The following is a 26,012-nucleotide window of genomic DNA, read 5'->3' as shown; positions in this document are numbered from 1 at the left end:
ATCGGGTACGGAAGGGTACCATGTATCCAACACGATACGAGACCCCTCTCGAAAGGACGCCCATGCCGCACATCGAGCTCCCCCACCTGATCGACGCCGCCGAGGGACGCGTGCCCGTCGACACGCTGTTCGTCAACGCGCAGATCGTCGACGTGTACGGCCAGCGCATCGTCCCCGGGCGTGTCGCCGTCAAGGACGGAGTCATCGCCGGCGTCCTCTTCGATGACCGCGAGCCCGATCGAGCTGCAACCTACGAGGCCGCGCAGGTGATCGATTGCGGCGGCCGCTACCTCGCCCCCGGCTTCATCGACGCGCACCTCCACATCGAGAGCTCCAACATCCGCCCGGCCGAGTACGCCCGCATGGCGCTCACCCGCGGCACCACCACGGCCGTCGCGGACTCACATGAGATCGCGAACGTCTGCGGAACCGACGGCCTCGCTTTCATGGTCGAGGACGGAAAACGCGCACCGCTCTCGTTCAAGTTCATGATGCCTTCCTGCGTGCCGGCCCTCCCCGATGAGCAGGCGGGAGCCGAGATCACCGCGGCCGATATGCGGGAGTTCATCGCGTCGCGCCCAGGAGACGTGTTCGGCCTCGGGGAGATGATGAACCTGCCGGGGGTCTTTGGGGCGGATCCCGAGACCTGCGCGCGCATCGACACGGCGGCGCTGACCGCCTCGGGGCTCACGGACGGCCATGCGCCCCTCGTCACCGGGCGTGACCTCAACGCCTATGCGGCCGCCGGCATCATCGCCGACCATGAGTCCACCATCCCTGAGGAGGCCTTGGACAAGCTCTCGCGTGGCATGTACGTCATGCTCCGTGAGGGCACCTGCAGCCATGATCTCAAGAACCTCGCGCCGCTGATCCTGGAGAATCCCGCCCGAGCCCGGCGCTGCTGCTTTGCAACCGACGATCGCGCGCCCTCAGACGCCCTCGCGATCGGCATGATCGACAACGCCTGTCGCACCGCGGTCGAGGCGGGAATCGACCCCGTCGTCGCCATCCAGATGGCGAGCCTCACGGCCGCCGAGCTTTTCGGGCTCGACCATGGCGCCGCCGCGACCTCGCCGCTCGAGCGCCGCGGGGCCATCGCACCCGGCAAACGGGCTGACCTGCTCCTCCTCGACGATCTCACGTTCAAGAGCGCACCAGCCCGCGTCTTCGCGGCCGGTGAGCTCGTGGCCGAAGACGGGAGGTTCGTGGGCGAGATCTCCCCGACCTCTCCTGAGGTCACGCAACTTGAAGAGCTCCTCCACGCGACGGTCTCCCTGCCGACGCTCAGCCGCGAGGTCTTCGACTACGCGTTCACCCCGGGAGAGGCCGTGATCGACGTCATCCCCGGCAAGGCCATCACCGGCCTCGCGCGCCCGACGTCGGACGAGGGCCTGTGCCGGATCGCCTTGATCGAGCGGCACGGGCGCGGAGCTGCGGCGCAGATGGCCGGGGCCGACGGCACGGGTGCGCCTGGAACAGGGCTCGTCGGGCACCATATCGGACGCGGCTGGGTCCGCGGGTTCACCGTCAAGAGGGGCGCCATCGCGTCGAGCATCGGCCACGACTCACACAACATCTGCGTGGTCGGCGACAACCCCAACGACATGCTCGCTGCCGTCTCAGCCATTGGCCAGGGAGGCTTCGTCATCGTGCGCGACGGTGAGGTGACGGCCAAGATCGACCTGCCGCTCGGCGGGCTCATGTCAGACGGATCCGCTGAGGACGTGGCCCGTGAGCATGAGGAGTTCATGCGACAAGGCCGTGAGCTCGGTATTCGAGAGCCGCTTGATCCCATCATGGGCATGATCTTCCTGCCGCTGCCGGTCATACCCACGCTGCGGATTCGGCCTGAGGGGATGTTCGATGTGACGACGTTCACGTACGCGGAGTAGCGGGCTTATCCCATCCCATCGCTTCGCCCGCGGGGCCTGTGCGCCCTTTCACGTGGCTTCGCAAACGCTTCAGGGCGCACAGGCCCCGCGGGCTACGCTGTGTGAAAAGCCATCCCCATGTAAGGGAGTAAAAAGAGCGCGTCCCCTGGTGCCTTGCACCAGGGGACGTTTTTGTGCTGAAAAGAGGGCAGAGATCGACACGACCTCCCCTAGCCCTATTCACTGGCGCACCATGATCTTCACGCATGAAAAGAGCCCCGCGTGCTTGAGCGGGGCTCTGGGGTTACCTGATTTTAGGCGAGCCGGGCAAACTTGCGCTTGCCCACCTGGAGGACGGTGCCGGGTTTGAGGAGCGCGGCGTCCACGTTGTAGCTCTTGGCGGCCACCGCCGTGCCGTCGATCTTGACGCCACCGCCGTCGATCAGGCGGCGGGCCTCACCGGCCGAGGGCGCCAGGCCCGCGTCCTTCAGCACGCCGGCGAGGTAGACGGTGCCGTCCTCGGAGGGTGCCAGGTCAACTGAGACCTCGGCGATGTCCTCGGGCAGCTCGTTCTGTTTGAAGACGCGATCGAAGGCCTCCTCGGCGGCGGCACCGGCGCCCGCGCCATGGTAGGTGTCGCAGAGGTCGCGGCCGAGGGCGCGCTTGAGCTCATAGGGATTGGCCGTGCCATCGGCGAGGGCGGCCTCGATGGCGTCGACCTCATCGGGCGACTTGGAGCTCGCGAGGCGGTAGTACTTCCCGATCATCTCGTCGGGGATGGACATCGCCTTGCCGAACATATCCGCCGGCTCATCGGTGAGGCCGATGTAGTTGCCGTAGGACTTGCTCATCTTGCGCACGCCATCGGTCCCCTCGAGCAGGGGCATCGTAAGCGCCACCTGCGGCTCCATGTCCATCTTCTCCATGAGCTCGCGGCCGGCGAGGAGGTTGAAGAGCTGGTCGGTGCCGCCCATCTCGACGTCTGCCTTGATCTGGACGGAGTCCAGGGCCTGCATCACCGGGTAGAGGAACTCGTGCAGGGCGATGGGCGTCTGGTTGTGGTAGCGCTTCGTGAAGTCGTCGCGCTCGAGGATGCGCGCCACCGTGAACTTGCTCGCGACCTCAAGCAGGCCCTTGAGGTCGAGGGAGAGGATCCAGTCGCCGTTGTGCACGATCGTGGTGCGCGCGGGGTCGAGGATCTTCATAGCCTGCTCAACGTAGGTCTGGGCGTTGGCCTCGACCTGCTCCTGCGAAAGCTGCGGGCGCGTGGAGTTCTTGCCCGACGGGTCGCCGATCATGGCGGTGCCGTTGCCGATGATGAGGGTGACCTGATGGCCGAGGTCCTGGAACTGGCGCATTTTGCGCAGCGGGACGGCGTGGCCGAGGTGCAGGTCGGGCGACGTGGGGTCCACGCCGAGCTTGATGTTCAGCGGCACGCCGCGCTCGAGTTTCTTCCTGAGATCTGCCTCGGGCACGATCTTGGCCGCGCCGGACGTGATGATGCGCATTTGCTCGTCAACGGATAGCAATGCTCGGTCCTCCTAGAGACGGGTAGCGCCCTCGCCGGGGACGCGCCCGGGCGGTGCTCATGTAGGTAACTTTTCTAGTGTAACGGAGATGACAGGGGGCGGGCGGGGCGATATGCGGCCCCACCGTGGCACCATGGCTGCCGCGGGCATCGGCAGTGGCGACGACGCCGGTGCCCCCACCCCCTCCTCAGGAGAGGGCGAGGGCGGCTCGATCTCCTCCCGCGCGGCAGCCCCAATCCGGACCGCAAGCGATTCAACGTTTCGCTCGCACCCCCAACATGCCGCCGGGTCTGCATGTACATACCACCAGCTTTTTGCATTTCTTTGAGCTGTGCATAGATTTGTAGCCGAACAAGCCGCGCTGTGAACCAACCTATGCATAACGCCACTTTTTGCACCAGCTCTGATCTGCGGATTCTCTTTTCGTACTCCTCGTCACGCCAATCGGCTATGCATAGCTCAAAGAAATGCAAAAGCGCGCCCGCGGCAGTCGAAACCAAATTCACGTCCCGGGGCAGCTCCGGCCCCAAGCCCCGCGGGCGGGCGGCTCAGGGCGGTACAGGCAACCAGGTGCAGCCAACGGCAAGCCCCAGGCATCCGACCCGATATACGCTCAAACACCGTGTTTTCTTACGACAGCTATCCCCCGGGCCGTATTCAGGCCGGCAGGTTGCGCTATTGTGTTGATATCTATCGTGTTTCCGCACACTCTTGGAGGTACGCATGGGCCCTCGCGAGCGCCACGCTCGGCAGCACGCCAAGTCGCACACCATCCCTGTAATCCTCGGTTCGGTCTTCGGCTTCCTGCTCATCGCAGGTGTCGCCTTTGCGGTGGGCATGGTCGCGAATGTCAACCGCTGGCTCTCCGACCTGCCCGATTACACGGACACCAACCTCTACATGGTGAGCGAGCCCACCGAGGTCCTGGACGCCAACGGCAACAAGATCGCGAGCCTTTACGTCCAGAACCGCGTGACCGTCACCGCCGACCAGGTCTCCCCCTACGTGCTGAAGGGCACCGTCGCCACCGAGGACGAGCGCTTCTACGAGCACGGCGGCATCGACCCCGTCGGCATCGCCCGCGCCACGTTCATGCAGTTCCTGGGCCGCTCCGAGGGTGCCTCCACCATCACCCAGCAGCTCGTGCGCAACACGATCCTCTCCGAGGAGCAGTTCGACGTCACCATCGAGCGCAAGGTCCGCGAGGCCTTCATCGCGATCAAGATGGAGGAGATCTACTCCAAAGACGAGATCCTGATGATGTACCTCAACACCATCTACTACGGCCACGGCGCCTACGGCATCGAGGCCGCAGCCGAGACCTACCTCTCGAAGTCCGCAAACGACCTCACCCTCGCCGAGGCCGCCCTCCTCGTGGGCCTGCCCAACTCCCCGAGCACCTACGACCCCACGGTCAACCCCGACCTCGCCGTCCAGCGCCGCAACACGGTGCTCGACCGCATGCTCTCCAACAACGTGATCACGCAGGAGGAGCATGACGCCGCCCAGGCCGAGCCCCTTTCCCTGAATGTGACCGAGACCCCCGAGAGCGGCACCCTCGCCTACCCCTACTTCGTGGACTACGTGAAGAGCCTCCTGCAGAAGGAGTTCACGACCGACGTGATCTTCAAGGGCGGGCTCACGGTGAAGACCACGATCGATCCCACCATGCAGGCCCAGGCGGAGCAGACCGCTATCGGCCAGCTCGAGGCCAAGGGCGCCAGCGAGCTCGACCTGGGCCTCGTGGCGATCGACCCCAAGACCGGCTACATCAAGGCCATGGTCGGCGGCAGGAACTACAACGACGCCGCGGGCGCGCACACCAACCACGTGTTGACCCGGCGCTCATCGGGCTCCGCGTTCAAGGGCATCACGCTCGCCGCGGCCATCAAAGACGGCATGAACCCCACCGTCTCGCTCGACTGCACCTCGCCGAAGACCTTCACCATCTCAGGCACCACCTTCACCGTGCAGAACTACGGCAACATCAACTACGGCGTGCGCACCCTCGCGCAGGCCACCGCGGTGTCGTCGAACACGGGCTATGTGGCGGTGCAGGAGGCCATCGGCTACGACGCCGTTGCGAACATGAGCAAGAACCTCGGCATCGACACCTCGGATGAGGCGGCCGAGTTCGTCGGCCAGCCGAGCCTGACGCTCGGTACCGCGTTCCTGACGCCGCTTGAGATGGCCGAGGCCTATGCGACCTTCGCCAACGGCGGCAAGCACCGCGATTCCGTCGCCATCACGGAGATCACCTCGCGCACCGGCGAGACGCTCTACCAGCACCAGGACACCCCCGAGGAGATCCTCACCGCCGGTGAGGCGGCCGCGGTGACCGACGTGCTCGAGGGCGTCCTCGCGAGCGGCGGCACAGGCGCGGGCTACGCCCCCAACATCAACCAGCCCGTCGCCGGCAAGACCGGTACGGCCGGTACGGCGAACACGACCTCCGACCTTTGGTTCGTCGGGTACACGCCGCAGCTTTGCACCGCCATCTGGACCGGCCGCTCGGGCTCGAACGCGCGCGTGGGCTACCGCACCTCCGACCTCCCGCTCCCCATCTTCAAGACCTTCATGACCGCGGCCCTGTCAGGCGTCGCGCGCGAGGAGTTCCCAACCGGCGACGCCCCCACCTACAAGGAGAACAGCAGCTGGGGCTTCACGTACGACGCCACGGGACGTGAGGACGAGGAGAACCAGACCAACGAGGAGACCACGGACACGCAGGATGAGACCGAGATCGATCCCAATGCGGACTATCCTGAGGACACCGGCACCGACGACACGGGCACTGACACCGACGACACCACACAGCCCGGCGACGGTCAGGACAACACCGTGACACCGAACCCGGGAGGCACCACCGAGTAACGAGCCCACTCATAGCGCCCTCACGCAGGCAGCGGGCAGCATCGAACTAAACGGGGCCTGGCAGCGCGCCAGGTCCCGTTTTTCACGCCGCGCCGAGGCCCGGGCCCATCGACCTCGGCAGCGGCGCTCAAGCCGGCGGGTACCCGGCGGAGACCTGTGAAGCCGTGACGGATAATGCAGCGGCAGGTGGTATAGCAGCAGCTTGCTCACGAATCGATGGTGAACACGGCCGAGCTCCGAGGCGCTCCCGGCACAGAGCAAACGGGGCGCACCCGTCTTGGATGCGCCCCGTCATCGCGGCATGTTCGTATGAGGATCCGTCCCCTAGCGGCTCGCCCGTGAACGCAGGTAGTACCAGACCAGAAGACCGATAAGCGCGATGGGCAGCAGGAGCACCAGCGCGATCAGCAGGATATGGAAGAGAGCGATCATTTACTGCGCACGTTCCTGAGCTTGCCGATCATGGCCTCGAAGCGCTCCCCGTTCTCAGCGGAGCGCGCGATCACGAGGATCGTGTCGTTACCGGCGAGCGAGCCCATGACGTCCGGGAGCTCCGCCCCATCGATCGCGGCCGCTATACCCGAAGCGGTGCCGGGCTGAGCCTTCACGAGCACGAGGTTGTCCGTGCGCTGCACCCCGATGACGAGCTCAGACACCATGCGTTGAAGATGGAGATCCTCGGCCAGCACGTATACGCCCTCGGGAAGCTTGCGCAGGCCCATGTCGGCGATATCACGTGAGACGGTCGCCTGCGTGCAGGTGAAGCCGCACTCCTTCAGCTCGTCGACCAGCATGCGCTGGGTTCGGACATTGCGGTTGCGTACGATATCGCGAATAGCTTCTTGACGGTTATTGCGTTTTTTAGCCATCCTGCTCTCCCTCATACGTATGGATTGATCGATTTTTAGCATAACGGTTAAACGGCCCCTATGGAATGCATGACCGCATATTTACTTCTTTGACTCAGAACTCCTCCACAACGGGAGGACAACTGACACACCTTGCATATTTAATTAAATTGCACAACTAATGATGAGAGGTTCGAACCGGTGCGATATTCGTTACGAGAGCGTGGCGAACGGGCGCGCGAAGGGCCAGGGGGCGAACACGCGGCCCACAACGCCCCTGATCCGGGCACCCAAGAAGCAGGCCGCGGCCGAACGTCGGGCGATGGGGGCGAACATCAGACCGAACTCCCCACTCGATGATCTGAGCGCCTCGATCGAATCGCGCGTGAGATGGTCGTCGATCATGTCCTGCACGCGCTGGCGACGCTCGATCGATGAGAGATGCCCCGCGCCGAGGCAGGCGTTCTCGATGCAGCGGATCACACCCACCAGATGATGGCGATGGAGGGCCGTCATGCTCTCCTCGTCCGCAGCGAGGCCCCAGGCCGCGAAGAGCGCGAGCAGACGCTCGTGCTGGCGTTCGCAACGCTCATAGCGCGCCGGATCGAGCGGTCCCGGCCAAACGGGGAGGTCACGATGGAGCGATGAGGTTTCAAGAACGGCGACGCACGAAGCGCGGTCGAAGAGGTCGAGGGCGAGGAGCCCGGGATCCGTGGTGGACTGGGCGGCAGCGCGCATGAGCGAGGCGTCGGCGAGCATACCGAAGGCGCTCTCGAGCACCTCCTCAGCGAGCAGGTCAACCGCCCCATGATGGAGCTCGGCGTCCGTCGCCAGCAGCTGCAGGCGAGCGGAGCGGGGCGCGTCCTCACGAGGCGTAAACGGAATGACGAGCTCGCATGACCGCTCGCGCGCGGCGGCGAGCATCTGATCGAGGTAATCGGGAGAGAGCCAATCGGCCTGGTCGAGCAGGAGCAGACGCTCTCCGTGCGCGGCCTCGATGGCGGTGGCGAGGCCGTCTTCGATGCGGCCGGTCTCACACGAGAGCACATCGACGCGAAAATCGCGGTCGACGAAGCGATCGAGCAGCTGCGGGGTGTGATCGGTGGAGGTGAGGTCGACGATGATGACCTCGATATCGCGGAGGGACTGGCTGAGCACGCTCTCGACGCACCGGGCGATCAGATCCTCGGCGTCATGGACGGCGAGGAGCACCGACACCTCTGGTCGCTTCACAGTCCGATGGGTCAACCCGCGCCTCCTTACTCATGTGACTGCATGGTATCCCAACCGTTCGGAGGGGATCGGGGGGCCCGGGCGGGGCACATCAAGAACAGAGAGCCAACACGCCCTCATCATACGACACACTCATAAAGCACAAACCCTGCGCCGGGGCGGTGGGGCCGGCGGCCATGCGGTCTCGGGCAGCGAGCACCTCAGCCATCCAGGAGGGGTCCCGCCTGCCGGTACCCACCTCCACCAAGCTCCCCACGATCGTGCGGACCATCGAGTGCAGGAAGGCGTTCCCCGTGATCGTGAAGGCGATGAGCTCCTCTCCCAGCTGCACCTCGTGAGCAAAGGAGACCGCTTGCATGCAGCGGCAGGTGGACTTCCCCACCGCCGAGGAGGCTTTGCAGAAGCTCTTGAAGTCGTGCTCACCGACCAGCTGGGCTGCCGCCCGCTCCATCGCGGGCACATCAAGCAGGGTCCGGTGCCACCAGGCGACACCCCGGGTGAGGAGGGGCTTGGCCTCGCCGGTGGCGATACGGTAGGTGTAGGTGCGGGAGCGGGCGTCAAACCGGGCCGAGAACCCCGGGGCGGCGTGGTAGACGGCCTTGGCGGCGATATCCCCGGGCAGGAGGGCCGCAAGCGCCCGCATCCAGCGGCTCCGCGCGATGGCGAGCTCGTCTCCCGCAGCCGGCAGGCTCACGTACTGGGCGACCGCATGGACCCCCGCGTCCGTGCGACCCGCGCAGGTGAGCTCGATCGGACGGCGCAGGAAGGTCTCGAGGGCGCGGCGGACCTCGCCGGCGACGGTGCGCTGACCCGGCTGCTCGGCGAATCCCGAGAACGCGGCCCCGTCGTAGGCGAGGCGGAGCACGACGGTGCCCGCGGAGGGGGCATCGGCTCCTGGCTCCGAGGGGTCGGGGACGGGGCGGCTGATGGCCGCCGCAGGCTCCGGGCTTGACGTGGCAGGGACGATGGGGTCGATCGACATGGGACGAGAGCCTTTCTGACGTCAGCGGATCATGAACGTGATAGCGAGGGCGAGAGCGCAGGCTGCGAGACCTGCAGCGAGCGTCACGATATCACGGCGGGCGAGCCCCTGCGCAGGCACCTGGATGACATCGGGTGCGAAAGCGCGGGCCGCCATCGCCTCCCCCAGATGATCAGCCCGGGCGAGCAAAGCGGAAACGAGGGGGATGAGGATGGCGGCGTGTAAACCGATGCGCTCCGTAAGGGAGCCGTCGTCGAATCGGGCCCCGCGAACGCGCTGGGCGTCTGCGATGCGGCGGAACTCCTCCGAAACCGCCGGGATGGATGTGAGCGCGATCGAGAGCGCGGCGCCCAGGACCCCGACGGGTGCGCCGAGGCGGGCGAGCGGGGACAGCAGGCGCACCAGAGCGTCGGAGAGCTCGGGCACCGCCGTGGTGCCTGCCAGCGCAAGCGCCAAACCGAGCAGGATGCCCAGGCGCGCCAGGACCGCCACCGCCACAAGGCCCGCAGACGGGTTCAGACCGACGCTTCCGATGAGCGACACCGCCCCGCTCCCATCGAGCGTGACGAGGTTGGCCAGGAGGACGAGCGCCGCGAGGAGGACGATCGGGACGAGGGGCGGGCGGTGGGCGACCCGGCGGGGGCCCGCAATGGCCGCGGTCACGAGGAGGGCGAGGGCCCCGACCGCAACGGCCACGGGCGGCGGCGCCAGGAACGCCGTCACGGCGGCGGCGAGAAAGAGGGCGATCTTGACACGGGCGTCGAGCGAACGAGGCGGAGCCGTAGCCGCCGGACCGTGCACGGACCCCACGGGCGCAGCGCCGCGCGCGGGAGCGGAGGAGATGGGGACCGTATCCGAGGAGGCGCCTGAGCGCACCCCGCCATCGAGCGCGCCGCCGAGCACGACAGGTCGGTCGAGACCGGCGCGCGCCCACACCTCGGGGTGATCCGCAAGCGCAAAAACGCTCCCCCGCCACACCAGCTCGCCCTCGCGGATGAGGGCAACCGCACCGGCGTGCTCCAGCCACTCATCGACATCATGCGAGATGACGAGCACCGGAGCCCCCGCTCGGGCGAGATCGGTCGCGAGACCGTGCACCTCGGCGCGCCCCTGCGCGTCCAAGCCGGCGGTCGGCTCGTCGAACACGTAGGCAGCCGGACCGAGAGCGCGCACGGCGGCAAGCCCTACGCGGCGCTGCCACCCCCCGGAGAGCTCGAGGGGATGGCGATCAAGCGTCGTCTCGTCGATGCCAAACGCCTGCGCGGCAGCGCCGACGCGGGCCTCGACCTCCTGAGCGCCAAGACCGATGGCACGGGGTCCGAAGGCGAGCTCATCGTGGACCCGATCGAGGAACAGCTGGGACTCCGGACGCTGCGAGGAGAAGCCCACCTGGGACGCATGGACGGGCTCGCCATCGAGCGAGGCCGTGCCCCGCTCGGGCGCCAGGAGGCCGCACGCGATAGCCGCGAGCGTCGACTTCCCTGAACCGGACGGCCCGCTGAGCAGCAGGACCTCCCCGGGCTGAACCGTGAGATCAACCTGAGTGAGCACCTGCCGGTCGGCCCCGGGATAGCGGTGGGAGACGCCCGCGATGACGAGCGAGGGTCCCGAGGGCGAGTCGGCCACTAGGCTTGCTCCCTGGAACAGCGCAGCGGACCCACCAGGGTGCCGGGATCCGCTGCCGAGCTCCCTCGCCCGCACGGTGGCTGCAAGCAGCCCCTCCCCCACGACCTGCCTCCAGAGCCCTTCCTCATACCTCATCAGGTCCTGCGGGGATCCACTCCAGGCCACGCGTCCCGCCTTGAGAACCGCGACGCGATCCGCACGGACGATATCGATCGGATCATGCGTGACCATGAGGATCCCGAGGCCTGACTCCTTCGCGAGACGGTGCGCGAGGGCGCGAACCTCGCCCCTGAGCGCCCCGTCGAGCATCGCACCGACCTCGTCGAGCACCAGGTAGCACGGGCGCATCGCAAGAGCCCCCGCAAGGGCGACGCGCACAAGCTCGCCACCGGAGAGCTCGGCCACGAGGCGATCCCGTGCCCCTGTCATATCAACGGCTGCAAGGGACGCCGCCACGCGGTCGGCAACCTCCTCCTCGGAACATCTGAGGTTGCGCGGCCCGAAGGCGATCTCATCGAAGACGCGGGGTGAGACGATTGCATCGGCCGGGTCCTGCGGCACGAGGCCCACCAGGCGCCTGACCTCGGCGCGTTCAGGCACCCCGGCGGCAGGGTCAACACCATCCACCGAGGCAGAGCCGCCAGCGGCGAGCAGGGCCCCGGCAGCGAGACGGGCCAAGGTCGACTTCCCCGACCCGTTCTCGCCCGCAACCGCCAGCACCTCACCGGGCTCAAGGGTGAGCGAGACGCGATCGAGGGCCACGGATCCCCCGCGCTCGACGCACGCCTCGGTGATCTCGATCATCTGCCCTCCCCTCAGACCTTCTGACGCACGGAACCCGGCCGCTCCCCCAGCCGACCGACCGGTCGGCGAGCGCGGGGATGCGCCCGGGTTCCCAGAACCATGCCCCGCCCACGACGGGGTCTCAACCTCTATCGACCGCAAGCCTCGCGCACACGGGCGGCGATGCCGGCTGCATTGAGCCCGTAGTACTCGAGCAGCTCAGACGCGGCGGCGGACTGACCGAAGGTGGTCATGCCCATGCGCACCATGCGCGTCGGGAGCTTCTCGCCCAGGAGCTCGGCCACCGCGGACCCCATGCCGCCGTAGATGCTGTGCTCCTCGACCGTGACCACGAGACCCGTCTTCTCCGCGGAGGTGAGGATGACGTCCTCGGCGAGCGGCTTCACGCTCATGACATCGATGACCTCGGCGGAGATGCCCTCCTCGGCGAGGGCCTCCGCGGCGGCGAGCGCCTGGGCCACCTCGACGCCGCAAGCGGCGAGGGTGACGTCCGCGCCCTCGCGGAGCACGCGGGCGAAGGCCTCGTCCTCGATCCTCATACCGTCCTCGTAGACCGCCGGCAGGCCCTCGCGGCCGAGGCGCACGTAGAAGGGGCCGGGGGTCGTGGCGGCGAGACGGATGGCCGCCTTGGCGCTCGCGTAGTCGGCGGGAACGAGGACGCGCATATGCGGCAGGGTGCGCATGAGGGCGATGTCCTCGAGCGCCTGATGGGTCTCGCCGTCGGCGCCCACGGTGATGCCGGCGTGCGTGGGACAGACCTTCACGTTCAGGTTACTCACACAGACGGTGTTGCGGATCTGCTCCCAGCAGCGGCCCGCGCCGAAGACGGCGAAGGAGCCGGTGAAGACCGTGCGGCCCGTGAGGGAGAGGCCGGCGGCGACGCCGATCATGTTCTGCTCGGCGATGCCGACGTCGACCATGCGGTCGGGATGGGCGGCGGCGAGCTTGGAGGTGGTGGTTGAACCGGCGAGATCGGCGTCGACCGCCATGATGTCGAGGCCCTCGTCGACGAGCTCCACCAGGGTCTCGCCGAACGCGGCGCGGGTTGCCTTTGCCATGTCCTTAGGCCTCCTTAACCGCGGCGGCGAGGCGCGCGCCCACGGAATCGATCTCTTCGAGGGCTGCAGCCGCCTGCTCGGCGTCAGGCGCGTTCCCATGCCACTTGCACTGGTCCTCCATGAAGGAGACGCCCTTGCCCTTGACGGTCCGGGCGATGATGACCACGGGCTGACCGGTGTGGGCCACGGCCTCGTCGAGCGCGGCGCGGATCGCCGGCACATCGTGACCGTCGACCTCGATGACGTGCCACTTGAAGGCCCGGAACTTGTCGGCCAGGGGCTGGACGTCGTTAACGTCGCTCACATGGCCGTCGATCTGCAGGTTGTTGTTGTCGACGATGGCGACCAGGTTGTCCAGGCCGTGGTTCCCGGCGAACATCAGGGCCTCCCAGTTCTGGCCCTCCTGGAGCTCGCCGTCGCCGGTGAGCGTGAAGACGCGGCGGGGCGCGGTACCGGATGCGGCGGCGTCGAGCTTAAAGCCGAGCGCGATGCCAGAGGAGATGGAGAGGCCCTGGCCGAGCGAGCCGGTGCAGACCTCGACGCCCGGGCAGATGTTGCTATCGGGGTGCCCCTGGAGGCGCGAACCGAGCTTGCGGAGGGTGAGCAGCTCCTCGCGGGTGAGATAGCCCACCTGGGCGAGAACGGCGTAGAGGCCCGGGGCGATGTGACCCTTTGAGAGGATGAAGCGATCGCGGTCGGGATACTCCGGATTGGCCGGGTCGTAGCCCATGACGCCTGAGAAGTAGAGGGTCGCCAAGATATCGGCTGCCGAGAGCGAGCCGCCCGGATGACCGGTGCCCGATGCCTCGAGCATCGCGATGATGTCGTGCCGCATACGGTTGGCGATGAGAGCGATCTCACCGTCCGTGCGCGCGCACGAGCTTCTGAGCGAATCTGTTGTCATGGTTGTCCCTTCGCGTCGGCCGGCTCCACAGACGCAGCCCATTGTAGCAGGTCGACCGGGGCCCGCCGCGCGCCCCGTACGCCCACCTTGCCGACCGTGCATAATTCGGCCCTGTGCGTGATATGGCGGACGCGGTTCGGAGGGCCGGCTCCAACCCGTCGGCGTCATGACCCCGGTTCTGACCGTGCAGAGTCGTGGCCCCGATGCTGACAGTGCAGAATCGCGGCTTTCATCCCTCGGAAAAGGCGAATATCGACCTGTCAGCGCCTTGGTCCCCTGCTGACAGGTCGAAATTTGGACTGAATTCGGTTTGAAAGGGCTAATCGTGCACTGTCAGCATCGAGGCCATGCTAGCGGGGTCGCGCGTCGAATCTTTGTGCCAGCTGCCCGCATGCCGGCAGCTCACGTGTTAGCGGCCCGCGCTTTGCCCCTACCGCTCCGCGTCACTGGCGCACATGGACGCGGAAACCTACTTTCGACCGCGCTTCTATGCAGATCGCCCTTGGAATGGCCTCGAGAAGACGTTTTACGCGCTTAAGCGTGGGTGTGTAGGCGAGACCCTCGCCCGCCCCGGCAAGCCGCCCGCTAGAACCCGATGCCGTGGCCCGAGAGCACCATGTAGAAGAGGTACGCGTTCGCCGCGTTCAAGACCACCGCCGTGACGAGCCCGTTGCGGAGGTAGCGCTCGTAGGTCATGCGCGCCGTGACCTCAGACTCCCCCTTCCGTTCGCGAGCCTGCTTGCCGGCGCTCCCCGCGGTGGCGAGGCCGAGCAGCGTGCAGAGCGCCGGGAGCATCAGGAGCTCGAACCGGCTCCCGTAGCGGAGCACCTCGCCATCGGCGGCGATCTTCATCGGCACGCTGTCCGCGAGGCCCGGCACCACCACCGCTGCGGTGACAAGCGGGATGAGCGCGAGCACCACCAGCGCGATGAACATGACGCCGCCGCGCGTCCCGTAGCGAAACATGAGCGCCCCCTAGACGTTGAAGCGGAAGTGGCAGACGTCACCGTCGGCCATAACGTAGTCCTTGCCCTCCATCCGGAGCTTGCCGGCGGCCTTCGCCCCCTGCTCGCCCCCGAGCTCAACGTAGTCGTCATAGGCGATGACCTCGGCCTTGATGAAGCCGCGCTCGAAATCGGTGTGGATGACGCCGGCGGCCTGCGGCGCCGTGGCGCCCACGCGCACGGTCCAGGCACGGACCTCCATCTCGCCGGCGGTGAAGAAGCTCTGGAGGCCGAGCAGGCTGTAGGCCGCCTGGGCCAGGGTCTCCAAGCCCGAGTGCTCAAGGCCGAGGTCAGCCAGGTATTCGGCCGCCTCATCGGGCTCGAGCTCAGAGAGCTCGGCCTCCACCTTCGCACAAATGGGAATCGGCGTGACCCCGTCGATGGGCGCCGGCTCATCCCCCAGGGCGTCCTCATCCACGTTCGCCACGTAGAGCATCGGCTTCATGGTGAGCAGGAAGAGCTCGCGGGCGGCCGTGCGCTCGTCGTCGGTCATCTCCATCGCGGCGGCGCGGTGACCGTCGTTCAACCAGGAAACCAGGTGCTTCGCAACGTCGAGCTTGGGTGCGAGCGCGCGGTCGCGCTTCGCCTCCTTCTCGAGCTTGGGGATCTGGCGCTCAAGCGTCTGGATGTCGGCGAGGATCAGCTCGGTCATGATGGTGTCGGCGTCGCTCGCCGGGTCCACGCGACCGTCCACATGCACGACATCGGGGTCTTTGAAATAGCGCACGACCTCGCAGATCGCATCCGTCTCACGGATGTTCGCGAGGAACTGGTTCCCCAGGCCCTCGCCCGCGTTGGCCCCCTTCACCAGACCGGCGATGTCCACGAACTCGACCGTGGCGGGCATGATGCGACCCGGGTGCACGATGTCGGCGAGCGCTTGGAGCCGGGCATCGGGCACATCCACGATGCCGACGTTAGGGTCGATGGTGGCGAAGGGGTAGTTCGCGGCGAGCCCGCCCTTCTTGGTCAAGGCGGTGAAGAGCGTCGACTTGCCCACGTTGGGCAGGCCGACGATGCCGATAGACAGGGCCATGGTGCTTCCTTATCAGACGATGCGGCGTGAGCCGCGTGTATGCAGCCTCCTACGATAGCACGGAGGCAGGTGCCCGGCGACGACCAAGCGGCGGAACAGCGGGACGCACCGCAGCGCAGATCCGGCCGCGCGACGCATCGATCCGGGATGCGTCAGACACGCCATCTCACAGCGCGGGACTGAACGAGATGACCCTAAGGTTCATCTCCATACACGAAGCCGCACAGAGCATGAGCCCCTCGAACCCCGAGAGCCAAGGTGTCTGGAGGTGCCGCCCCATTCCATAAAAAGCACCCCGGACGCGGCGTCGCCACATCCGGGGTGCTTCAAACCCGTGCGGTTCGAACCGTCCTACTCCTCGGACTCCTCGGCACCGTCAGCGTCATCGGTCTCGACGAGCTGGTTCAGGAGCTCATCGAGCGAGGCCATGTCCTCGTTGATCACGCCGCCCTCCTTCTTGGAGGTGTCGGCGGGAGCGCCGAGCATCTCCTCGTCGGAGCCGAAGTGGCTGCGGGGCGCGGAGGCGCCAAGCAGGATGTCGTCCGGGCCGTCCGGCGAGAACACCATCTGCAGGAGATGGGAGAGGTCCTCCTCGTCGGCCATGTCCTCGGAGTTGTCGAGGATGTAGAGCAGGTTGTGCTGCTCGAGGCCGTCGCGGAGCTCCTCGATGGCCTTGGCGCCGATGCCGTCGATGCGGAGCAGGTCCTCCTCGGACTTGCCCACGAGGTCGCCGACGTTCTCGATGCCAACCTCGCTGAACTTGTTGGTCCAGCGCTGGGACACGCCCAGGTCGTCGAAGAGGTAGAGGCGGGCGTCCTCGGCCGAGATCGTGCGGCCGTTGCGGGTGAAAGACCCGTCGCCTCCACCGTACTCGTCGTACCCAGACCAGTCGAGCTCCTGCGGCAGCTGCTCATCGAGCTCCTTGAGCTCCTCGGGCGCCCAGTCGGGCAGGCTCTTGGAGCCGGCGGCCGAGCCCTCGACCGTGCGGTAACCCTCTGCGGTGCGGTAGGTGAGCTGCGCGTCGTGGTACGGCGCGAGACCGGTGCCCACGGGGATCTTCTTGCCCACGATGACGTTGGACTTGAGGTCCAGCAGGCGGTCCACCTTGCCCTCGATGGCGGCCTCGGTGAGGACGCCCGCGGTGCGGATGAACGACGCGGAGGACAGCCAAGAGTCGATGCTCGAGGCGACCTTCAGCGTACCGAGGATCACGGGCTCAGAGGCAGGCGGGTTGCCGCCCAGGCGCGCCACGCGCTCGACCTCGTCGGCGAACTCGTAGCGGTCCACATACTGGCCGAGCAGGTAGCGGGAGTCGCCGGGGTTGGTGATCTGAACGCGGCGCAGCATCTGACGGGCGATGACCTCGATGTGCTTGTCGTTCAGGTCGACACCCTGGCTCGTGTAGACGTCCTTGACGCTCTCCACGAAGGTGTGCATCGTGCTCTCGATGTCCGTGAGCTTGCGCAGGTTGCGGAAGTTCACGAAGCCCTTGGTGATCTGGTCACCGGCACGGACGGTGCAGCCGTCCTCGATGCCGGGCATGAAGCGCACGGAGGCCGGGACGCGCTTCTCCTCGAGGATGCGCGTCGAATCGTCCGGATCGGTGAGGGTGAGCACGTACTCGGACTTCTCCGGCTTGATGGCCAGCACGCCCGAGAACGGGGCCAGATCGGCCTCGCGACCGAGGATCTTCTCGTTCACGTTGCCGACGACGTCGAACATGCGGCCCACGGTCGGCAGACCCTGGGTGATGTCGTCGACGCCCGCGACGCCGCCCGAGTGAATCGTGCGCATCGTGAGCTGGGTGCCGGGCTCGCCGATGGACTGCGCGGCGATGATGCCCACCGCGGTGCCGATGGCGACCGGACGACGCGTGGAGAGGTCCCAGCCGTAGCACTTCTGGCAGACGCCGTACTTGGAGCGGCAGGTGAGCAGGGCGCGGAGCTTGACCGTCTTGAGGCCGGCGTCGAGCAGGCGCTGGATATCGGCCTCGGACTCGAGGTAGGCGTCGCGCGCGAGCAGCACGGTGCCGTCGGCGGCCACGGCGTCCTCGGCGAGGCAGCGGCCCACTAGGTCGGCGTTCAGGTTGTCGGTGCCGGCGATGATCAGGTTGTAGGTCACGCCCTCGGCGGTGCCGCAGTCCTCCTCGCGCACGATGACGTCCTGGGCCACGTCCACCAGACGGCGGGTGAGGTAACCGGAGTCGGACGTGTGCGACGCGGTGTCGACGAGGCCCTTGCGGGCGCCGTAGGTCGAGATGAAGTACTCGAGCGGGAGCAGGCCCTCACGGAAGTTCGCCTTGATGGGGAGGTCGATCGTCTCACCGGACATGTCGGCCATGAGGCCGCGCATGCCACCGAGCTGGCGCAGCTGGGTCTTGGAACCACGGGCACCGGAGTCGGCCATCATGTAGATGGGGTTCTCCTCGTCGAAGAGGTCGAGCATCTTGGCGGCGACCTCGTCGGTCGCGGCCGTCCACTCGTTGACGACCTCGATGTGGCGCTCCTGCTCGTTCAGGAAGCCTTCCTCGTAGTACTCGTTGATCTGGTCGACCTTGGCCTGGGCGTCAGCGAGGATCTGCTGCTTGTCGTCCGGGATGAGGGCGTCCCACAGCGAGATCGTGAGGCCGGCGCGGGTGGCGTAGTGGAAGCCCGAGTACTTGATGGCATCCAGGATGGGGCCGACCTGGGCCTGCGGGTAGCGGTCGCAGCAGGCCGCCACGAGCTTGGCCACGTCGCCCTTGACCATCTTGTAGTTGATGTACTCGTAGTCGGCCGGCAGGCACTGTCGGTTGAAGATAATGCGGCCGATGCTCGTCTCGAAACGCGCGGTCTTACCGTCGGAGACGTCGTAATCAACCTGCTCGTTGCGGTCGTTCATCACACGGAAGATGAACTTGCCATCGTCCGTGATGATGTTCGCGTCCTTGCCGCTGACGCGGACCTGGATCTTGGCCTGCAGGTCGACCTCGGCGCGGGCGTCGTAGGCCGTGAGGGCGTCGTCGAAGCTCGCGAAGACGCGGCCCTCCCCTGCCAGGCCCTCGCAAACCTGGGTGAGGTAGTACACACCGATGATCATGTCCTGCGAGGGGATGTTCACGGGCTTGCCGGAGGCCGGGGAGCGCAGGTTGTTCGAGGACAGCATGAGGACGCGGGCCTCGGCCTGAGCCTGCAGCGACAGCGGCACGTGCACGGACATCTGGTCGCCGTCGAAGTCGGCGTTGAACGGCGAGCAGACGAGCGGGTGCAGGTGGATGGCGTTGCCCTCAACGAGCACGGGCTCGAAGGCCTGGATCGAGAGGCGGTGCAGGGTCGGGGCGCGGTTCAGCAGGACGAGGCGGCCGTCAATGACCTCCTCGAGGATGTCCCACACGAAGCTGGCGCCGCGCTCGATGGCGCGCTTGGCGCCCTTGATGTTCTCGACCTTGCCAAGCTCGACCAGGCGCTTCATGACGAAGGGCTTGAACAGCTCGAGCGCCATTGCCTTGGGCAGGCCGCACTCGTGGAGCTTGAGCTTCGGGTCGGTCACGATGACCGAGCGGCCGGAGTAGTCGACGCGCTTGCCGAGCAGGTTCTGGCGGAAGCGGCCCTGCTTGCCCTTGAGGGCCTCAGCGAGGGACTTGAGCGGGCGACCGCCACGACCGGACACCGGGCGCCCACGGCGACCGTTGTCGAACAGGGCGTCGACCGACTCCTGGAGCATGCGCTTCTCGTTGTTCACGATGATCGCAGGGGCATCGAGGTCGAGCAGGCGCTTCAGGCGGTTGTTGCGGTTGATGACGCGGCGGTAGAGGTCGTTCAGGTCGGACGCGGCGAAGCGGCCGCCGTCGAGCTGGACCATCGGGCGCAGGTCGGGCGGGATCACGGGGATCACGTCGAGGATCATGTTGGCCGGGTCGTTGTGGCCCTTCAGGAAGGCGTCCACGACCTCGAGGCGCTTGACGGCCTTCTCGCGGCGCTGCTTCTGACCGTCCACGTCGGCGATGATCGCCTTGAGCTTCTCGGCCTCGGACTCGAGGTCGATGGCCGCGAGCAGATCGCGGATGGCCTCGGCGCCCATGCCGCCCTTGAAGTACATCGAGTAGTAGCGCTTCATCTCGCGGAAGAGCGGCTCGTCGGAGACGAGGTCGCGGTCGGTGAGCTTCATGAAGGCGTTGAAGGCGTCCTGGCGGAGCTGCTTCTCGTCCTTCATCTCCTCCTCGATGTCGATGATGCCCGCGGCGACCTCCTCGGGCGTCAGGGGATCCTCGTCGGAGAACTCATCGAAGTTCTCAGGATCGCCCTGGGTCTTCAGGCTCTCCACCTGGCGGGCGCACTCGGCGTCGATCTCCTCGAGATCGGCGGCGAGCTCCTCGCGCAGGTCGTCGGCGTCGGCCTCGCGGGCCTCGTAGTCGACCTCCGTGATGATGTAGCTCGCGAAGTAGAGCACCTTCTCGAGGTCCTTGGACTTGATGTCCAGAAGACGGCTCATCGGGAAGCTCGTGGGGCTCTTGAAGTACCAGATGTGGCTGACGGGGGCCGCCAGCTCGATGTGGCCCATGCGGTCGCGACGCACCTTGGCCGAGGTGACCTCGACGCCGCAGCGCTCGCAGACGATGCCCTTGAAGCGGATGCCCTTGTACTTGCCGCAGGAGCACTCCCAGTCCTTGGCGGGACCGAAGATCTTCTCGCAGAACAGGCCGTCCTTCTCGGGCTTCAGGGTGCGGTAGTTGATGGTCTCGGGCTTCTTGACCTCGCCGTGCGACCAGGAGCGGATCTGGTCGGCGGAGGCAAGGGAGATCTTTACCGCGTCAAAATCAGTAGCTTCGAAATCTGCCACAGTCAACTACTCCTTCACAGAGGTGGTGGCCACGGGCTCGCCGATGAGCTCATCGGCGGTGGCGTCGGCGGAATCGATCGAGGGGAGCTCGTCGGCGAGGTCGGCGAGGACGTCGTCGACCTCGGTGTCAGCGGCCTCGGGAGCGGGCGCGGCGGCGCGGTGCTCCTGGATCGGCTCGATATCGAGGGCGAGCGAGCGGATCTCCTTGACGAGCACCTTGAAGGACTCGGGGATGCCGGCCATGGGGACGTTGTCGCCCTTGACGATGGACTCGTAGGTCTTGACGCGGCCGACGGTGTCGTCGGACTTGACCGTCAGGATCTCCTGGAGCACGTTGGAGGCGCCGTAGGCGTAGAGCGCCCACACCTCCATCTCGCCGAAGCGCTGGCCGCCGAACTGGGCCTTGCCGCCCAGCGGCTGCTGGGTCACGAGGCTGTAGGGGCCCGTCGAGCGCGCGTGGATCTTGTCGTCGACCATGTGGCCGAGCTTCAGGATGTAGGATGTGCCGACGGTGATGGGCTCGCGGAACTGCTCACCCGAGCGGCCGTCGTAGAGGACCGTCTTGCCGCGGTCGTCGAGCTGGGTCACGAACGAGGGGTCCATATGCGAGCCGAAGCGCTCGGTGGCGAGGTTCAGCAGGTTCTTGTTGGCGCGGCGGATGACCTCGGCGATCTCGTCCTCCTTGGCGCCGTCGAAGACGGGCGTGGAGACGAAGAACGGACCGGGCACGTAGCGCTCGGACTCATCCGACTCGGGATCCCAGCCCGCGGCCGCGGCCCAGCCGAGGTGGCACTCGAGCAGCTGGCCGACGTTCATACGGGAGGGGACGCCGAGCGGGTTCAGGATCACGTCGATGGGCGTGCCGTCGGCCATGTAGGGCATGTCCTCCACGGGCAGAACCTCGCAGATGACGCCCTTGTTGCCGTGGCGGCCGGCGATCTTGTCACCCTGCTGGATCTTACGGCGCTGGGCGACGTAGACGCGGACCATCTCGTTCACGCCCGGGGCGAGGTCGTCGCCGGCCTCGCGGCTGAAGCGGACCACGTCGATGACGCGGCCGTAGGAGCCGTGGGGCATCTTGAGCGAGGTGTCGCGGACATCGTGGGCCTTGGCGCCGAAGATGGCGCGGAGCAGGCGCTCCTCGGCCGTCAGCGCGCTCTCGCCCTTGGGTGTCACCTTGCCGACGAGGATGTCACCGGGGCCGACCTCGGCGCCGATGCGGATGATGCCGTCCTCGTCGAGGTTCGCGAGCATGTCCTCGGAGAGGTTCGGGATCTCGCGGGTGATCTCCTCGGGGCCGAGCTTGGTGTCGCGGGCATCGATCTCGTGGCGGGAGATGTTGATCGTGGTGAGCAGGTCCTCGGAGACCAGGCGCTCGGAGACGACGATGCCGTCCTCGTAGTTGAAGCCCTCCCACGGCATGTAGGCCACGGTCAGGTTCTGGCCGAGCGCGAGCTCGCCGTGATCGGTGGACGGGCCGTCGGCCAGCGGCTGGCCCTCGACGACCTCGTCGCCCACGTTCACGAGCGGACGGTGGTTGATGCAGGTGCTCTGGTTGGACCGCTGGTACTTGGGCAGGTGGTACTCCTCCAGGCCCTCGGCGGACTTTACCGTGATCTTGCTCGCGTCGGCGAAGATGACCTCGCCGGCGTGACGGGCGAGGGTGACCTCGCCGGAGTCGATCGCGGCGCGGCGCTCGATGCCCGTGCCCACGTAGGGCGCGGCGGGGCGCACCAGCGGCACGGCCTGGCGCTGCATGTTCGCACCCATGAGGGTACGCTTGGCGTCATCGTGCTCGAGGAACGGGATGAGGGTCGCGGCCACGGAGATCATCTGGCGCGGCGAGACGTCCATGTAGTCCACGGCCTCGACGGGCACGTCGGCGGGGGCGCCGAAGGAGCCGTCGAAGTCGCGGGTGCGGGCGACGACCGTGTGCGGACGCGTGAGGTTGCCCTCGGCGTCGGCCTGGACGAACGCGCCTGTCTCGGGATCGAGCGGGGTGTTCGCCGGCGCGATGATGTGGTCCTCCTCCTCGTCGGCCGTCATCCAGTCGATCTGGTCGGTGGCCACGCCGTTCTCAACGCGACGGTAGGGAGCCTCGATGAAGCCGTACTCGTTCACACGGGCGTAGAGCGCGAGCGAACCGATCAGGCCGATGTTCGGGCCCTCAGGGGTCTCGATCGGGCACATGCGGCTGTAGTGCGAGTTGTGGACGTCGCGGACGGCCGTCGGCACGTTGGTGCGGCGGCTGGAGCCGGACTTGTGGCCGGCGAGGCCGCCCGGGCCGAGCGCGGAGAGGCGGCGCTTGTGGGTGAGACCCGTCAGCGGGTTGGACTGGTCCATGAACTGCGAGAGCTGCGAGGAGCCGAAGAACTCCTTGATGGCGGCTACGATCGGGCGGATGTTGATCAGGCTCTGCGGGGTGATCTCGTCGATGTCCTGGGAGCTCATGCGCTCGCGCACGACGCGCTCCATGCGGCTCATGCCGATGCGGAACTGGTTGGCGACGAGCTCGCCCACGGTGCGGATGCGGCGGTTGCCGAAGTGGTCGATGTCGTCGACCTTGAAGCCCGGGGTACCGGCCGCGAGCGCGAGGAGGTAGCGCAGGGTGGCGACGATGTCCTCGTCGGTGAGCACCGTGACATCCTCGGTGGTGTCGAGGTTGAGCTTCTTGTCGACCTTGTAGCGGCCCACGCGGGCGAGGTCGTAGCGCTGCGGGTTGAAGAGCAGGCCCTCGAGCAGGCTGCGGGAGGCGTCCACCGTGGGCGGCTCGCCCGGACGCAGACGGCGGTAGATCTCGATGAGGGCGTCCTCGCGGGTGAGGGCCGTGTCGCGCTCGATGGTGCGCTTGACGACATCGGAATCGCCCAGGAGCTCGACGATGTCGTCGTTCGTGGGGGCGATGCCGAGGGCGCGCAGGAACATCGTGGCGGACTGCTTGCGGCGACGATCAATGGAGACGACGAGCTGATCGCGCTTGTCGACCTCGAACTCGAGCCATGCGCCGCGGGCGGGGATGATCTGAGCTTTGAAGACCTGCTTGCCGCCGTCCATCTCCGTGGAGTAGTACACGCCCGGCGAGCGGACGAGCTGGGAGACGACGATGCGCTCGGTGCCGTTGATGATGAAGGTGCCGGCATCGGTCATCATGGGGAAGTCGCCCATGAAGACGAGCTGCTCCTTGATCTCACCGGTCTCCTTGTTGGTGAGGCGGACATCGGTCAGAAGCGGGGCCTGGTAGGTCATATCCTTCTCGCGGCACTCCTCGACGGAGTGGGCGGGATCGCCGAACTGATGCTCGCCGAATGAGACCTCGAGGACGTGGTTCTGGCTCTGGATGGGGCTCGACTCCTTGAAGGCGTCGCGCAGACCCTCGCTCATGAAGCGGGTGAAGCTCTCCTTCTGAACCGAGATGAGGTTCGGCAGCTCCATGACCCCTGGGATCTTCCCGAAGTTCACGCGTTCGCGTTCGGTGGCCGTTGCGGCCGGGGTGACGTTTGCACTCAGCACCAGGTGTTCCCTCCTTTTGGGAAAGAGATGGTCGGCATCGAGACGATGCCAGTTATCGCAACGTATTAGTGTAGCAGGTGATAACCGTTCGGCAAGAAAAGCCTTGACCTTGCGGCCTGTTTGGGCTAGCAGAATTTCTTTCTTGAATTTCCGCTGGTAGATACTATCAAATCGAACATATGTTCATGGGTTTTACGTGAACGGGATACACGTGAGGCGCACTTGAGGCCACGGATGGCGAATCGGCGAGTGGCGGCGGGGCACGCGGGCGGCATGAGGCAGGCCGTCATCGCGAGGCGGTCCCGCAGGCGATCTGCATGAGAACGCGGTCGAAAGTAAGTTTTCGGCCCATGCGAACCGGCGGGCCGGCGGCGTCGGGCATCGGGGCGCTGCCACCCGCATGGAAAGGGGGCGAAACGTCTTCTCGAGGCGGTTTAAATGGCGATCTGCCTGGGAACGCGGCCGCGAGTATGTTTTCAGGCCCACTTGAGCCAACGACATGGAGAGGTGGTGCTGAAATGCTTCTGTTGCCACCAAGGTTCGTCACGATAGCGGGAAGCCCCCTGAATGAACGTGCATTCAGAGGACATCTTGCAATTAACCCCCTATTATTCGTGCATTCGAAGGACATGTTGTGAGAGAGGCTCGGGGCTCGTTTCACCCGAGCCTCGCGCGCTGGCTCGAACCCACTGGACACAGGGCGCATCCGCCGACCTCACTCCGTCCAAAGCAGGCCCGCCTGATGCGCCGCAGAACCTAGCGACCGAGACCGCCGCGCTCGTCGATGGCGGCCCAGAACTCATCCGCGAACCGCGGGTCGGAGGCGGCCATCAGGGCGTTCGTGGCCATCCAGCCGGATGGCGTGCCCGTGTCGTACCCGGACAGCGGATCGACCACGACGGCGTACATGGCCTCGCGCTCGAGGCTGCGAGCCATGGCATCAGTGAGCTGGATCTCCCCGCCCTTGCCGGGCTCCTGATCGGCCAGGAGGTCCATCACGAGCGGCGAGAGAAGGTACCGGCCGACGATGTAGAGGTTGCTCGGGGCATCAGCGGGCGCGNGCGGCGCGGCGCTCGATGCCCGTGCCCACGTAGGGCGCGGCGGGGCGCACCAGCGGCACGGCCTGGCGCTGCATGTTCGCACCCATGAGGGTACGCTTGGCGTCATCGTGCTCGAGGAACGGGATGAGGGTCGCGGCCACGGAGATCATCTGGCGCGGCGAGACGTCCATGTAGTCCACGGCCTCGACGGGCACGTCGGCGGGGGCGCCGAAGGAGCCGTCGAAGTCGCGGGTGCGGGCGACGACCGTGTGCGGACGCGTGAGGTTGCCCTCGGCGTCGGCCTGGACGAACGCGCCTGTCTCGGGATCGAGCGGGGTGTTCGCCGGCGCGATGATGTGGTCCTCCTCCTCGTCGGCCGTCATCCAGTCGATCTGGTCGGTGGCCACGCCGTTCTCAACGCGACGGTAGGGAGCCTCGATGAAGCCGTACTCGTTCACACGGGCGTAGAGCGCGAGCGAACCGATCAGGCCGATGTTCGGGCCCTCAGGGGTCTCGATCGGGCACATGCGGCTGTAGTGCGAGTTGTGGACGTCGCGGACGGCCGTCGGCACGTTGGTGCGGCGGCTGGAGCCGGACTTGTGGCCGGCGAGGCCGCCCGGGCCGAGCGCGGAGAGGCGGCGCTTGTGGGTGAGACCCGTCAGCGGGTTGGACTGGTCCATGAACTGCGAGAGCTGCGAGGAGCCGAAGAACTCCTTGATGGCGGCTACGATCGGGCGGATGTTGATCAGGCTCTGCGGGGTGATCTCGTCGATGTCCTGGGAGCTCATGCGCTCGCGCACGACGCGCTCCATGCGGCTCATGCCGATGCGGAACTGGTTGGCGACGAGCTCGCCCACGGTGCGGATGCGGCGGTT

At 66.7% G+C, this 26,012-nt stretch carries 13 protein-coding genes and 2 pseudogenes; 2 read left to right on the top strand and 13 right to left on the bottom strand.

What is annotated here, in order from left to right; all coding sequences use genetic code 11:
* The first annotated feature begins 62 nt into the window (after positions 1-62).
* Positions 63-1,892: an adenine deaminase gene (locus tag CAP13_RS02415; RefSeq protein ID WP_085830066.1), complete on the top strand. Its 1,830-nt coding sequence runs from the start codon at positions 63-65 to the stop codon at positions 1,890-1,892.
* Between the two features lie 293 nt (positions 1,893-2,185).
* Here the strand turns inward: CAP13_RS02415 and tyrS are convergent, their stop codons facing one another.
* The gene (tyrS, locus tag CAP13_RS02410) at positions 2,186-3,400 is read right to left on the bottom strand and encodes a tyrosine--tRNA ligase (RefSeq protein ID WP_179184896.1); all 1,215 of its coding nucleotides are present in this window, start codon (positions 3,398-3,400) and stop codon (positions 2,186-2,188) included.
* A gap of 723 nt (positions 3,401-4,123) precedes the next feature.
* On the opposite strand from tyrS, the gene CAP13_RS02405 reads away from it, so the two are divergent.
* A complete protein-coding gene (locus tag CAP13_RS02405) occupies positions 4,124-6,274 on the top strand; it encodes a transglycosylase domain-containing protein (protein WP_085830064.1) in 2,151 nt (716 codons plus the stop codon).
* A gap of 428 nt (positions 6,275-6,702) precedes the next feature.
* Here CAP13_RS02405 and CAP13_RS02400 read toward each other — a convergent pair whose 3' ends face one another.
* The 12 genes and pseudogenes from CAP13_RS02400 to CAP13_RS02345 all read right to left on the bottom strand — a co-directional run.
* Complete coding sequence (locus tag CAP13_RS02400; protein ID WP_085830063.1) at positions 6,703-7,143, bottom strand: arginine repressor; 441 nt, start codon at positions 7,141-7,143, stop codon at positions 6,703-6,705.
* Positions 7,144-7,335: 192 nt separating this feature from the next.
* On the bottom strand, positions 7,336-8,370 hold the full coding sequence (locus tag CAP13_RS02395) for a glycosyltransferase family 2 protein (protein ID WP_085830062.1): 1,035 nt from the start codon (positions 8,368-8,370) through the stop codon (positions 7,336-7,338).
* Between the two features lie 76 nt (positions 8,371-8,446).
* Positions 8,447-9,337, bottom strand: coding sequence for a tRNA pseudouridine(38-40) synthase TruA (gene truA, locus CAP13_RS02390; protein WP_085830061.1), 891 nt, complete (start codon positions 9,335-9,337; stop codon positions 8,447-8,449).
* 21 nt (positions 9,338-9,358) lie between these two features.
* Complete coding sequence (locus CAP13_RS02385; RefSeq protein WP_085830060.1) at positions 9,359-11,767, bottom strand: ATP-binding cassette domain-containing protein; 2,409 nt, start codon at positions 11,765-11,767, stop codon at positions 9,359-9,361.
* A gap of 128 nt (positions 11,768-11,895) precedes the next feature.
* Positions 11,896-12,825 carry a transketolase family protein gene (locus tag CAP13_RS02380; protein ID WP_085830059.1) on the bottom strand — a complete coding sequence of 310 codons (930 nt, stop codon included), beginning with the start codon at positions 12,823-12,825 and terminating at the stop codon, positions 11,896-11,898.
* Between the two features lie 4 nt (positions 12,826-12,829).
* Positions 12,830-13,729: a transketolase gene (locus CAP13_RS02375; protein WP_085830058.1), complete on the bottom strand. Its 900-nt coding sequence runs from the start codon at positions 13,727-13,729 to the stop codon at positions 12,830-12,832.
* Positions 13,730-14,314: 585 nt separating this feature from the next.
* On the bottom strand, positions 14,315-14,695 hold the full coding sequence (locus tag CAP13_RS02370) for a DUF1648 domain-containing protein (protein WP_085830057.1): 381 nt from the start codon (positions 14,693-14,695) through the stop codon (positions 14,315-14,317).
* Between the two features lie 9 nt (positions 14,696-14,704).
* On the bottom strand, positions 14,705-15,769 hold the full coding sequence (gene ychF / locus CAP13_RS02365; RefSeq protein WP_085830056.1) for a redox-regulated ATPase YchF: 1,065 nt from the start codon (positions 15,767-15,769) through the stop codon (positions 14,705-14,707).
* Between the two features lie 351 nt (positions 15,770-16,120).
* Complete coding sequence (locus tag CAP13_RS02360) at positions 16,121-20,587, bottom strand: DNA-directed RNA polymerase subunit beta' (protein ID WP_179184894.1); 4,467 nt, start codon at positions 20,585-20,587, stop codon at positions 16,121-16,123.
* A 6-nt stretch (positions 20,588-20,593) separates the two neighbouring features.
* A complete protein-coding gene (rpoB, locus tag CAP13_RS02355) occupies positions 20,594-24,097 on the bottom strand; it encodes a DNA-directed RNA polymerase subunit beta (protein WP_085830054.1) in 3,504 nt (1,167 codons plus the stop codon).
* A gap of 756 nt (positions 24,098-24,853) precedes the next feature.
* A pseudogene (locus CAP13_RS02350) lies at positions 24,854-25,153 on the bottom strand (UTP--glucose-1-phosphate uridylyltransferase); the annotation flags it as partial.
* A 7-nt stretch (positions 25,154-25,160) separates the two neighbouring features.
* Positions 25,161-26,012, bottom strand: a pseudogene (locus tag CAP13_RS02345) (DNA-directed RNA polymerase subunit beta); the annotation flags it as partial.

This window comes from Collinsella vaginalis (assembly GCF_900176655.1).
Classification (GTDB): domain Bacteria; phylum Actinomycetota; class Coriobacteriia; order Coriobacteriales; family Coriobacteriaceae; genus Collinsella; species Collinsella vaginalis.
The sequence above is the reverse complement of the archived record's forward strand: the minus strand, read 5'-3'. Positions and strand labels throughout refer to the sequence as shown.